Raw genomic sequence first — 12,300 nt, 5'->3', positions numbered from 1 at the left:
TACCTCCCGGTAGCGAATACCACTTAAACCTGAATCCGGATGATTTTGCGTATCCAGAGAATCCCGAGCAACATGGCGCTGAACGCCCCGATGATCAGCTTGTGGCCCATGGGATCATTGACCAGCACAGGCAGGTAACTGGGGCTGGTGACTATGATCGCGATCGCCAGCACGAAGGGAATCGCCACCAGTATCCAGGCCGACATCCGCCCTTCCGCCGACAGGGTCTTGACCTTGCGCTGAAAGCGGAAGCGCCCGCGAATCAGCCGACTCAGACGTTCCAGCACTTCCGTCAGATTACCGCCGGTCTCGCGATGGATGAGGATCGAGGTCACCAGCATCATCACCGTCATGCTCGGCATCCTCTCAAGCAGGCCGAGCATGGCCCGACGTACATCGTTGCCATAGTTGATATCGGCGAAGGTCAGACCGAACTCCTGAGCGACCGGCCCCTTATGCTCCTCGCCGACCAGGCGCAGGGTTTCGTTGAACGGGTGTCCAGCGCGCAGGGCACGGCACATGGCATCCAGTGCATCCGGCAGGCCTTCCTCAAACGCAGCGAAGCGTTTGCCACGGTCACGAGATATTTTCAGCAGTGGTACCCAGAACACTCCGAACCCCGCCAGCAGCGCCATCCACCAGACTGACGAGATCATCAAGACCGAGATGCCTGCACAGGCGCCCAGGAACAGCCCGAGCAACAGCACCCGATAAGCACGATATTCATGACCGGACTGCTCGATCAACTGGGTCAGGCTCGCCATAAAGGGCAACTGCTCGAGCATGGCCTCCAGTGGCGATAAGCGCGTCAGGTATTTCTGCCGCAACACCGTCTGCATGTTGGGCAGATTGTTGGCTTTCTCCAGAACATGCAAACGGCCGCGGATGCGCTTGCGCATCTTGCCGGCCTCGCCGAACACCGGTACCACCACCCCCTGGGACAGGAGGAACACAGCGATAAACACCATGCCGAGGAACATCAGAATGAATTCACCAGGAATATGGCTCATGACTGCCGTGCCTCCATCCACTCAGGCCTGAACATCGTCAGCGGCAACTCGATGCCGCGCTTGGCCAGCACATCGCGGAAGGCGGGGATCATGCCGCTGGGCCGAAAATCACCCAGTACTTCGCCGTTTTCGCCTATGCCTTGGCGCACGAAGGAGAAGATTTCGGTCATGGTGATGATCTCGCCCTCCATGCCGTTGATCTCCTGCACACTGACCAGGCGACGCTTGCCGTCCTCCTGACGTTCCAGCTGGATGACCACTCCGATGGCCGAAGCGATCTGTTGGCGCATGGCCTTGATCGGGAAGGTCGCCCCGGTCATCGACACCATGTTCTCGATCCGCCCCAGCGCATCGCGTGCGGTGTTGGCGTGGATCGTGGTCAACGAGCCGTCGTGACCGGTGTTCATCGCTGTCAGCATGTCCAGCGCCTCGGCACCGCGCACTTCGCCGATCACAATGCGGTCCGGACGCATCCGCAAGCTGTTGCGCACCAACTCCCGCTGGCCCACCTCGCCACGCCCCTCGATATTCGAAGGCCGGGTTTCCAGGCGTACCACGTGGGGCTGTTGCAACTGCAGTTCGGCAGAGTCTTCGATGGTAACGATCCGCTCGTTGTGCGGGATGAAACTGGACAGCACATTGAGCATGGTGGTCTTGCCGCTGCCGGTACCGCCGGAAATCAGCACGTTCAAACGCCCACGGACAATCGCCTTGAGCAGCAGGGCAATGGCCGGGGTCAACGCCCCCACCTGGATCAGGCTGTCGGTATTGAGCAGGTCCACGGAAAAACGCCGGATCGACATGCTCGGGCCGTCGATGGCCAGCGGCGGAATAATCGCGTTGACCCGCGAACCGTCCTTGAGCCGCGCATCCACCAACGGCGAAGACTCGTCGATACGACGACCCAGGCTGGAGACGATGCGGTCAATGATGTTCAGCAAATGCTGATCATCGCGAAAACGCACATCGGTCCGTTGCAGTTTGCCGAAGCGCTCGACATACACTGAGTCATGCCGGTTGACCAAAATGTCGGACACAGTGTGATCGGCCAGCAACGGTTCCAGAGGACCCAGGCCGAGTACCTCGTCGGTGATCTGCTTGATGATTAACTGACGGCTGACGGTACTCACCGGTGCCGTATGCTCATCGAGCAGGCGCAGGCAAATATCGCGAATCTGCCGAGTAGCCTCGGCCTGCTCAAGGGAGTCCAGCAAGGACAGGTCCATGACCTTGAGCAACTGCTGGTAGATCTTTTCCCGCCACTCGGCCTCCACCGGGGTGACCTGACTTCTGGTTTCGTAAAGAACGTCCGGCGCTGCACGCTCCCACGCCATTATTTCCTCTACCGGATCCAACAGGTCGTCACCCGGTTGGGCAGCGGCGGGTTTACCGGACTGTTTGCGCAAGCGGTTACGAAAGTCGCTGATCATGGGTCATCCCCCGAAAAAACGGTTAAAGGCACGTTTGAGCAAGCCTTTGTTGCCGGCCACCTGTTGACCGACCAGGTCCTCGGTCATATTGCGCAGTGCAGCAGTGATCGCTGCCCTCGGCGCATGCAGCCCCAACGGCACGCCAGTGTTCTGACTCTGGCTGACCAGATTGAAGTCGTTGGGTAACGTCGACAGATTGGTGCAACGCAGCGCCTCGCCGATATCCTTGAGGCTGACCGCTGCCGCCTTGTCATAGCGGTTCACCACTATTTGCAATTGATCCCCACGCACGCCCAGGTCTTCGCGAAGAATCCGCACCAGGGAGCTGGCATCACGCAGATGGCTGACGCTCTGTTGCACCACCACGTACACCCGATCCACCTGCTCCAGCACAGAGCCGGTGAGGTGATCGATTTGCCGCGGCAGGTCGATCACCACCCAGCCATAGCTGGCGCGGGCCAACTGCAACAGGGTGTCCAGTTGCTCGGGTTGGGTATCCTGCGGCAAACACAGCTCACCGGCCCGACCGCCCAGCACATGCAAGGTCGGGCTGAAGTGACTGCAAAAACCGCGTAACGCGACGCTGTCCATGCCGTCGATCTGGTGCAACACCTCCAGGTGGCTATGCGTCTGCGCCACATCCAGATAATGCGTCACGCTGCCAAATTGCAGGTCCATATCCAGCAACAGGGTGCTGCCACCCTTGATGCTCAGTTGCTGAGCCAGGTTGCAGGCCAGCAGGGTTCCGCCAGAGCCGCCCTTGGCGCTCATCACGGCGATCAATTTTCCTTCTGCCCCACTGCCGGTCCGAACTTCCGTGACCAGACGATTCAAGGCGGCGACCAGTTCGGTCTCGGCGATGGGCTCCGGCAGCACGTCCCGGGCACCGGCCTGCATCGCCAGGCGCATGGCTTCCTGTTCGCTCAGCAGTCCGCACACCAACATCGGCGGACGCTCATGGGCCGGGCGCCGCAACAGTTCCGACAGCTCTTCACGCCACAGGTCGCTAACGCGCAACAGCAACAGATCGGGCATCCGGTCCAGACCGTAGAGCGGGTCGACATGCCCGTTGCTCACCAGGCGAGTACTCACCTCCAGGCTAGGCATGCGTTGGCAGACGCTCTGCAGGTCGCGCAAAGAGCTGGCGTCACGGCTGCTGATCAGCAACCTGAGCCCGGCTTTGCCGGTCGAACTGGAGACGGGTGTTTCCTTGGTATTCAGCATGGCGTGATCTCCCCGGAACCGGAATGACGCCCGAGGCTTTCGCGTGGCAACGTTGCCCTGAATGCAGGCAAAGTAATGGGCACACGGAGCCCGGGAATAAACAGATTGAAAACGAAGTTTTGCAGACTCAACTGGACATAGCGGATGGCACGAAAACCATTGACGCTGACCAGGTCAGCAGGGTTGGCCACCAGAGCACCATTGACGTCCAGATAGGTCAGCGTCAGGTTGGTGGTGGCCAGATCACCGATCAGCTGGCTCGCACCTGCATCGGTCGCGGCATTGAATATCGCCCGCCGCAGAACCACCGGATCGCTGATATTGCACACCGAAGCCAGGCGCGTACCACGCCGTACGGCTTCATCCAGTGCATTGACCGTGAAGTACAGGCGACCCATTTCCAACACGCCGAACAACAGCGTGAACATCAGCAGACCAATGAAGGCGAACTCCACCGTATAGGTGCCGCGCATGTGTTTTCTATTCATCACAGTGCCCTCATCACGGTAGTGGCAACCAGCGGAATGCTCAGCGAAATCTGATTACCAAAGAAACCCGGAATCGAGCCGCCACAATTGCCACCACCAATCACCGGGCAGAACGTGTAAGTGATGGTGACCCGCACATGCTCGGTACCCACTGCGGCGACGACCACGTTGCCAGTCGTCAGCCCTGACACCACAGCGGTCCCGGTGTTGGCAGGCACGCCATAGACCGCAACGTTTTTCGTCTGGGTCAGTAGCGTATTGCTCAGAGCGACCTGACCAAGCGTCGAGTTCCAGGCCTGGCTCGCGACGAAACGGTCAGCATCGCGGCTGGCCTGCAGCAGCACGTTGTATTGATAGAGCATGCGGCCGAACTCACCGAAGGCCAGCAACAGCAACAGCAACACGGGCAGGACGAGGGTGAACTCCACCATGGCCAGGCCTTGTTGGCGCTGCGGATGTTTAAATCCGTGAAGTCTCATGACGCCTCCTATGAGTCAGTGCTCGGAGTGCCGCTGCCGGTGAGATAGGTTTTGTAGAGCTGAATGATCTGCGGCCCGGAATCGGTTGACGGCGAGGGGCCTGCCACGTTGTCGCCTTCGCACTCCTTCGCAAACTGGCCGAAGATCTGCGACTCCGTACCGCCGCCGCTCATTGGCTGCACCACGTAATAGCAACCGAAACCCAGGACGGGGATCGAGGTTGAACCGCCCTGCTTCCCGGTGCAGTTGCCCACCACGACTTTCAGCATCCGGCGCTCGAACACCCCATTGCTCTGACAGCCACTGCCCCCTGCCACACACGCGGCAGTGCTCGCACGCCAGTCGTTGTAGTCAAATATCGCGTTGCTGCCCGCGGTGAGATTGCCGTTGCTCGAGGTGACGGTTTGCCCCTTGTACTTCGCTTGTGGCGGGGAGACTGAGTCGTCGTAAGTGATTGCGGGGTTGCTGGACGTGGTCACAAGGTCCGGCGGATAGTCCGAGGCACTGACCGGGCCGTTGTAGATGCCAAAGCGCGTATTCAGGCCTTGAGAGGTAGGGCCGACCGTGTTGCCAGGGGCGGTCTGGACATTGTCTCCCACACTGCGGCATTCCTTGCCACCTCCGGCCAGGTCCTCCCTGACGGCACTGCCGCCCGAGCCAAAGTCGAGCAACTGAAAGTTGCCTGGACCAATGGACGACGAATTGCCGGCGGCCGTCTTCAATACCTGCAAATCACCAAACTGGAAGCCCCAGAACATGCCAGTGCCCGGGTTGTATTTAGTCGGGTCGCCACAGACCATCAAAGGTGAGAGATCACAAGGACTGGTAGGGCTGGGTCCAGCGGTGGCAATCGCCGCCACCGCTTTGGCCCCCAGGCCGCCAGAGCCGAACACCTGAGCGAAGTTCCAGAAAAACCCCGTCAGGCTATAGTTCGGTACCGATACCCGAACGTACTTGGCACCCGAAGGCCCAGGAAAGGAGAAAGGTCCATAGACGCTCGTTGCCAGTTCCACCACTGCAAATGTGCCTGCGTTGCCGCCAATAGCCGTTGCCAATTCATTGTTGCCCGCGGCATTGGCATTTTGCATCAGCGTATTGAGCGCGGCAGCCTTCGTCACGGTGTCAATGTTGGTACCACCTTCCACCTGACTCAGGGTTTTGGCGCCACTCAGGGCGGCGGCGTCCACCGCATTCTGCAGGCGCGTTTTGTTCAGCATCATATGCCCGCCGTCCAAAGCCAGCGCCGCCATCATGCCAATCACCGCCAACGCAAACACCATCAATACACTCACCGATCCTTCCTGGCGCCATGGCGTCGCAGTGAACGGCCGCTGAATACGATTATTCATCTTCAAGCCCTCGTTTACCGATACTGATCCGGATCGGCTCCGCCAATACTTTGGTGCCCGGGCACCCTACCGCCCTGTCAACGTTTGACGACACTGGCTTGGGTCCCGCGGATAACGGTAATAGACCCACCACCCTCACCACTGCTGCGCTGTACCACGCGTTTTGGCACCGCGACGGCGGCCACAGTCATGGCCGGCACAACAGGCGCAACAGGCGCAACGGCCGCGATTTTCTTCTCGAGGTTCAGTGGGTTACGCAGCGCCAGTTGCAACTTGCCTTCCGTCTGCGCCGTGACCAGGGCTTCCGCTTCAGAGGCCGACATCTCCAGCGTCACTGCGCGCACCACCACTGGTTGGGTCTTGTCGGTACCCGCCGTCTGATCCACCGCCAACACCCGCAAGTTCTCGAGGATGGTCCTGGACACGGCACTGTTACTGCCGGCGCTGGTGGTTTTGGTCGCCAGAACATCGACCCGGTTACCCGGCAACAGGAATCCGCCGACACCGACCACATCGTCCACACGTACCGATATGGCGCGCTTGTCGGGGGCAATCAAAGAGGCCAGGGTGCTGCCACCCAGGTGCTCACTCAGACGCGCACCACGCACAATGTCGCCCCGCAAAATGTCGAACGTAGCGATCTTGCCCACTGCTTTTTCGCTGGAATCGAAAGCATCGTCCGGGATCGTGTCCATGGGCATGCGTACGGTCGTGACCTGCTGTGCCTCGACCATCTGCCCGAATGGAATCTCTACCGTGGCGACCACCACGCTTCGAAGGTGGTCATCCGGGCTGGCGTTGAGACGTGCGCTCAGCCAGGAGTCGGCCATCCATGCAGCGCCAAGGCCCATGACCAGGGAAACGCCTATCAGGGAAAGAGTACGAGAGCTCATGTCAGTATCTCCGTATCAAAGAAAGTTGAGCTGGACGAAGTAGTTGTGCCAGGCCCATTCCAAATCTTGCGGTGACAGTGGTCCGGAACCGCCCATATAACGCTGACGATCGAGCGCCATGTTCAGGAGATCACGGGGATGGCAAGGCACCAGGGGCATGCCTTCACTTGCATAGAGCCTTTGCAGCACATAACGCACCAGCAGCTGGTCATAAGGCATGCCCAGACGCTCGCTTTCCTGGCGCCAGATCTTTTCGTACTCCTCGGGCTTCAGGTAACCGAACTGCAGCTTGTAGCCAATCCGGCGAAGGAAGGCCTCATCGGCCAGTTCCAGAGGATTGAGGTTGGTGGAAAACACCAGAATCAGATCGAACGGCAATTCGCAATGCCGACCGCCGCCCAGGTTGAGGAAATCGCGTTTCTCTTCCATCGGGACGATCCAGCGATTCAACAGCTCGGCGGGTGCCATGCGCTGGCGTCCCATGTCGTCGATGATGAACAGGCCATTGCTGGCCTTGAGCTGCAGGGCAGCCTGGTACTGACGGGTGAAAGGGTCATAGCGAACGTCCAGCTGCTCCATGCTCAATTCACCGCCCGTAATGACAATCGGGCGTTTGCAGCACAGCAGTCGACGGTCGATCCCTTCGTTGAGCATCAGATTGTTCTGCTGAGCGTTGTCATCGAGCCGCTGATGCACCTGCGGGTCATAGATCTCGATCACCGCCTCGTTGATGACAATGGCATGAGGCACCCAGATGGCCTCGTCAAACAGACGGATCAGCCGACTGCTGACATAGGTCTTGCCGGTACCCGCAGGGCCATAAATCATGATTGCGCGCCCGGAGTTCATCGCCACACCCAACTGATCGAGCATCCCCTCCGTGAGCACTACGCCTGCGAGGGCATTGCGCATATCGTTGGCGTTGATGCGACCATGGTGAATGGTCTGTATCTTGAGCAGGGAACGGTAGGTACTCACCGGGAAAGGTGCCGCACCGATATAGCCGCTGCGCGACAGGGCATCACGGGCGGCACTGCGTCCACGTTCGGTCAGGCCATAACGCAGCATCTGCCCACCCGTTTGACTCACCTGGCCAAGCACTTCGACACGACCATCCTTGCGCAGAAACGCCAGGACCTCTTCAAGTACCGCGCCGGTCAGCGCCAGGCGCTCCACCAGCCGCGACATGTCCAGCACGCCGGCATCAAACAAATGCTTGCACACCAACTCACCGAGAAAACTGTCGGTCAGACCCGTCTCACGGATTGTGCATGGCTGAGGAGCCAGTCGTTGCACCGCGTCCCGATCGCAGGGGTAGGCATCACTATCGACGATGACGTGCATGACTAAGCTCCCAATCCACCGGCAACCAGTTGCCAGTAGACGCTGTTTAAAGTGCCGATCAGGATTGCAATCGAATAAGGGAAAGGCTTGCCGGCTACTTCATCGGAAGTCGGCGCCAGATAAGCCTGCGCCCTCACAATCAGCCAATAACGCCCCAGGGTTTGAAGTAATTGACCGCGGAACAGCACGATCAGGAAACCGCATACGCCGCCGGCAATCAGGCTAAACATGGCAGCCCACAATGCGTAATGAATCGGTAAAAAACTGCCGACCATGGCCATTAACTTAACGTCACCGGCGGCCATGCCACCCACGGCGTACATCGGCAGAAACATCCCAAAACAGATCAACATACCCAACAGGCTGTCACCCAATCCGCTGACACCGCCTGAATAGACTTGACCAGCCATTCCCAGGGCAAGGCCCAACAGGACCAGCATGTTGGGAATACGGTGGCGAAGCAGATCGCTCACCACCGCGACGCCCAGCAGTCCTAGCAGTAGAACAGTCGATACCAGCAATTCCATGGACATGGTGCGTCTCCCGAGTGCGACTTATTGTTATGGGCAAGCGGCCCCACCATTGACCGCGGTGCACAGCGCCGTGATCTTGGTATTTACCTGGCCCCCAAGCGTTACGAACGCTGCGGCGACAGCCACCGTAATCAACCCACCCGCCACCGCGTATTCCACAATGGTCAGACCATCCTCGTCCCGGACGAACTTCAGTGCCGATGCCTTGATTGTTTGCAAAGTCATTTTGATCACTCCAGCGGCATGCCGCTCATAACGTAAGTTGGCAGGGACACCGCGAAATCCATTAAGAAAGTTGCCCGGCGCCCTATCAGAAATAGAGGCAGCCGGTTATTCCATGGACATCGACGCGTCCCCCGGCGGGAATTAGCAGGCGACGCCACCTTTAACCGCGGTGCACAGCGCCGTGATTTTGGTATTTACCTGGCCACCAAGCGTCACGAACGCTGTGGCGACAGCCACCGTAATCAGCCCACCCGCCACCGCGTATTCCACAATGGTCAGACCATCTTCGTCTTTGGCGAACTTCACTACCGAAGCCTTGATTGTTTGCATGATCATTTTGCCCACCTCACTCGAAAGTTGTTTTTTCTGAGGCAGTACGTTTTGCGCTGCCTGATGCAACCTTAGTCAGGGTGAAGGCATAGCCGTTAGGAGGATTTTGCACATCGCTAGGACTTTTTTGCGGGGCGGCCAAATAGGGGTCATTGGCCTTTGCAGAAGTAACGGGAGGGGGTAAACAAGGCATGACAGGGCAAATGCGATTGTCATTAACTCACAAGCGATAAGCGGTTAGACCCGGGCTCATCGAAAACACACAAGCAAATAGTCGCCTGGGCCGCGTTCCAGGCAACCCATAGAACGAATAGAGCTAAAACCCCTCTTTCATATCGAGATTAAATCTGCAAGGTGATGGCACATTGTCGATACTGCATAGCGTAAAGAGTCACTAAGAATCCCAGAGTAGAGACATGACGTCCAACTTGACCAGAAGGCCAACGCTCCTATGGTTCGATCTGACTCATGATCGATCCGCGAAAGAACTCATCGCGCAGTTCGAGGGTACCTGCGACTGCAAACTGGCGAAAAACTCCGTGCTGCCCATCGGGGAACACGCAGACATGATCTGCATCCATTTCGATCGCCCCGACACACCAGGCCTGAGGCTGTTGCTGGAGATCAAACGCAGCGCACCGGCCATCCCAATCACCATGTTCACCGTGCAGCACTCAGAAGAACTGGCCGTCTGGGCCATGCGTTCCAGCGTCTGGGAATACATAGTGCTCCCCCTCTCGGTCACCGAGAGGAGTCGCTACCTGACTGCTGTAGTTCAGCTCTGCGAGCTGCGCCGGAATGTTATCGACCACCGCAAGACACTGCTGATCGATCACTCCCCGACCCTGCCAGACAGCATCCGGCTGACCTCCGGGCACCAAAAGCATCAGGCGCTGAGCAACATCATGCTGTACATCGAGCAGCACTTTCGGGACAGCATTGATCAGAGGGATTTGGCGCAGCGCTGCGGCATGACGACATTTCGCTTCAGCCGCCTGTTCAAGGAAGCCAATGGACTTGGCTTCACGGATTACATCTTGAACAAGCGCATGAACTTCGCCAAAGAACTACTCGACAACAGCCAGATGCCTATTACCAGCATCGGCTATGAGGCCGGCTTCAAGGATCCTTCCTACTTCGCTCGTGCCTTCAAGCAGTTCGCAAACTGCACGCCCAGCGAATACCGCTTGGCACGCCAACTCAGAGCGACTGCCGCTGCGCAAATGGTGCACGATGAAAAAACCACTGAAGCGCTCGAAAGCCTGGTTCAAAGCCTCAGCGGTTGATGCGGTTTTATACGCGCACACAAAAACGCCGCTCATTGAGCGGCGTTTTTGTTAAATATGGAGCGGGAAACGAGACTCGAACTCGCGACCCCGACCTTGGCAAGGTCGTGCTCTACCAACTGAGCTATTCCCGCAAATGGCGTCCCCTAGGGGACTCGAACCCCTGTTACCGCCGTGAAAGGGCGGTGTCCTAGGCCACTAGACGAAGGGGACACGCTAACTGAAACACATGGTGTGTATTTCAGTGCCCAAATCCGCATCCGAAGATGCTGGTTCTGGTTTCACTCAGCCCTGCCCGAAAGCAACGCTGTTTAAAATTGGAGCGGGAAACGAGACTCGAACTCGCGACCCCGACCTTGGCAAGGTCGTGCTCTACCAACTGAGCTATTCCCGCATATGGCGTCCCCTAGGGGACTCGAACCCCTGTTACCGCCGTGAAAGGGCGGTGTCCTAGGCCACTAGACGAAGGGGACACACGTACAACATTCACTTCCTACCGCGTTTCGCTGTGTGCTTTACGCTGTAAGTGGCGCGCATTCTATGGATGGATTGAGGGGTCGTCAACCCCCAGATATAAATTTATTTAAATCAATGACTTCGCCCTGCTTTGAGACACTAATCGGGCTTTTCCGTCGACCGGGGTTTGACGCCTATATTCTGACACCCGCCAAGACGTTATAGTCCACCCACGCCCAAGATGATGGCAATGTGCACCTCGCACGCTATTACTTATATAAGCAGGAACGCGGCCGATACAGGCAGTGCAGTAGCCGATTCAACTCGCTGAGCGGCGCTATGCGTCCCAATGCCAAGCCACTACACTCGCACGCGAACCCCATAAAGAGGTCTTACCGGTGACACCACTCATGATCACCCTGCTAGTCGTAGCCGGGATCGCACTATTGATCGCCATTGGCTACATGAACCATGTGGTGGAAAACAATAAGCTGGAAAAGGCCCGCGCCAAAGTTGAGCTCAATGATCGTCTGCGTCGTTGCGGCGAAATCACCGAGACCTTCCCCGGCCAGTTGATGACACCGGCACTCAAGCTGCTGTTGACCCGTCTGGAATTGAACGTCTGCCAACGCCTGCTTCATCTGGAAAAAACCAGCGCCAACCTCAAGGCACGGATTGGCGAACTGAGCGCCTTGGTCGGCCAGGGCGAATCGATCCCGGTCAACAACCCGCCGGCACCGATCCAGACCGAAGCCAAAGCCAAGGACGTACGCTTCCTGCTCGAAGCCCTGCACGGCCAAATCACCCGCGCCGCACAGGACGGCTTCCTGCCAACCAACGAAGCCAAACGCTGGATCCGCGAAGTTCGCCACATCCTGGTCCTGCTGCACATCGAATTCTTCAACAACCTCGGCCAGCACGCCCTGCAACAGAACCAGCCCGGCCAGGCCCGCCTGGCGTTCGAACGCGGCGTGCAATACCTGCGCAAACAACAGGAACCCCAGGTCTACGCCGAACAGCTGGAATACCTGGAAAAACTCCTGGCTCGCGCCAACGCACAAGTCATGGACAACATCGCCCCGGTAGAAGGCGAAGTGAACCAGCTGACCGAAGGCCTGAAAGACGTCGAGGCCGATGCGGACTGGAAGAAAAAAGTGATCTACGACTGATCACAAAAAAACGAAAAGCCACCTGAACAGGTGGCTTTTTTTTGCGTTGTGGTTGGCGTGTACATCCAGGAAAGACAGGCCGGC

The 12,300-nt window shown here is 58.2% G+C and carries 13 protein-coding genes and 4 tRNA genes; 2 read left to right on the top strand and 15 right to left on the bottom strand.

Features of this window, described 5'->3' with window-relative positions; genetic code table 11:
* Positions 1-23: 23 nt before the first annotated feature.
* The 11 genes from DFS28_RS24080 to DFS28_RS24030 all read right to left on the bottom strand — a co-directional run bounded on the left by DFS28_RS24080 (position 24) and on the right by DFS28_RS24030 (position 9,311).
* On the bottom strand, positions 24-1,010 hold the full coding sequence (locus tag DFS28_RS24080) for a type II secretion system F family protein (RefSeq protein ID WP_111451748.1): 987 nt from the start codon (positions 1,008-1,010) through the stop codon (positions 24-26).
* Complete coding sequence (locus tag DFS28_RS24075) at positions 1,007-2,440, bottom strand: CpaF family protein (RefSeq protein WP_111451747.1); 1,434 nt, start codon at positions 2,438-2,440, stop codon at positions 1,007-1,009. Before DFS28_RS24075 ends, DFS28_RS24080 begins: the two co-directional genes overlap by 4 nt.
* A gap of 3 nt (positions 2,441-2,443) precedes the next feature.
* The gene (locus DFS28_RS24070) at positions 2,444-3,664 is read right to left on the bottom strand and encodes an AAA family ATPase (RefSeq protein WP_111451746.1); all 1,221 of its coding nucleotides are present in this window, start codon (positions 3,662-3,664) and stop codon (positions 2,444-2,446) included.
* Positions 3,658-4,152 carry a TadE/TadG family type IV pilus assembly protein gene (locus tag DFS28_RS24065; RefSeq protein ID WP_111451745.1) on the bottom strand — a complete coding sequence of 165 codons (495 nt, stop codon included), beginning with the start codon at positions 4,150-4,152 and terminating at the stop codon, positions 3,658-3,660. The genes DFS28_RS24070 and DFS28_RS24065 overlap by 7 nt, the downstream gene beginning before the upstream one ends.
* Positions 4,152-4,631: a TadE/TadG family type IV pilus assembly protein gene (locus DFS28_RS24060; RefSeq protein ID WP_111451744.1), complete on the bottom strand. Its 480-nt coding sequence runs from the start codon at positions 4,629-4,631 to the stop codon at positions 4,152-4,154. Before DFS28_RS24060 ends, DFS28_RS24065 begins: the two co-directional genes overlap by 1 nt.
* An 8-nt stretch (positions 4,632-4,639) precedes the next feature.
* On the bottom strand, positions 4,640-5,980 hold the full coding sequence (locus DFS28_RS24055; RefSeq protein WP_111451743.1) for a TadE/TadG family type IV pilus assembly protein: 1,341 nt from the start codon (positions 5,978-5,980) through the stop codon (positions 4,640-4,642).
* A gap of 77 nt (positions 5,981-6,057) precedes the next feature.
* Positions 6,058-6,873, bottom strand: a complete 816-nt coding sequence (gene cpaB, locus DFS28_RS24050) for a Flp pilus assembly protein CpaB (protein WP_111451742.1) — start codon at positions 6,871-6,873, stop codon at positions 6,058-6,060.
* A gap of 15 nt (positions 6,874-6,888) precedes the next feature.
* On the bottom strand, positions 6,889-8,217 hold the full coding sequence (locus tag DFS28_RS24045; protein ID WP_111451741.1) for an AAA family ATPase: 1,329 nt from the start codon (positions 8,215-8,217) through the stop codon (positions 6,889-6,891).
* A 2-nt stretch (positions 8,218-8,219) separates the two neighbouring features.
* Positions 8,220-8,750, bottom strand: a complete 531-nt coding sequence (locus DFS28_RS24040) for a prepilin peptidase (protein ID WP_111451740.1) — start codon at positions 8,748-8,750, stop codon at positions 8,220-8,222.
* 27 nt (positions 8,751-8,777) lie between these two features.
* Positions 8,778-8,975 (bottom strand): Flp family type IVb pilin, encoded by a 198-nt coding sequence (locus DFS28_RS24035; protein ID WP_111451739.1) that lies wholly within the window; start codon positions 8,973-8,975, stop codon positions 8,778-8,780.
* A 141-nt stretch (positions 8,976-9,116) separates the two neighbouring features.
* On the bottom strand, positions 9,117-9,311 hold the full coding sequence (locus DFS28_RS24030; RefSeq protein WP_111451738.1) for a Flp family type IVb pilin: 195 nt from the start codon (positions 9,309-9,311) through the stop codon (positions 9,117-9,119).
* A gap of 410 nt (positions 9,312-9,721) precedes the next feature.
* Here DFS28_RS24030 and DFS28_RS24025 point away from each other — a divergent pair, with 410 nt between their 5' ends.
* Positions 9,722-10,591, top strand: coding sequence for a response regulator transcription factor (locus DFS28_RS24025; RefSeq protein WP_111451737.1), 870 nt, complete (start codon positions 9,722-9,724; stop codon positions 10,589-10,591).
* Between the two features lie 58 nt (positions 10,592-10,649).
* Here DFS28_RS24025 and DFS28_RS24020 read toward each other — a convergent pair.
* The 4 genes from DFS28_RS24020 to DFS28_RS24005 all read right to left on the bottom strand — a co-directional run bounded on the left by DFS28_RS24020 (position 10,650) and on the right by DFS28_RS24005 (position 11,064).
* A tRNA-Gly gene (locus DFS28_RS24020) sits at positions 10,650-10,725 on the bottom strand.
* Positions 10,726-10,728: 3 nt separating this feature from the next.
* A tRNA-Glu gene (locus DFS28_RS24015) sits at positions 10,729-10,804 on the bottom strand.
* A gap of 105 nt (positions 10,805-10,909) precedes the next feature.
* Positions 10,910-10,985, bottom strand: a tRNA-Gly gene (locus tag DFS28_RS24010).
* Between the two features lie 3 nt (positions 10,986-10,988).
* Positions 10,989-11,064, bottom strand: a tRNA-Glu gene (locus DFS28_RS24005).
* A gap of 393 nt (positions 11,065-11,457) precedes the next feature.
* Here DFS28_RS24005 and DFS28_RS24000 point away from each other — a divergent pair.
* A complete protein-coding gene (locus DFS28_RS24000) occupies positions 11,458-12,216 on the top strand; it encodes a hypothetical protein (RefSeq protein ID WP_178082228.1) in 759 nt (252 codons plus the stop codon).
* Positions 12,217-12,300 lie beyond the last annotated feature (84 nt).

The organism is Pseudomonas sp. 478 (assembly GCF_003254125.1).
Lineage (GTDB): Bacteria > Pseudomonadota > Gammaproteobacteria > Pseudomonadales > Pseudomonadaceae > Aquipseudomonas.
Note: the sequence above shows the minus strand (reverse complement) of the source record. Positions and strands in the feature narration are given on the sequence as shown.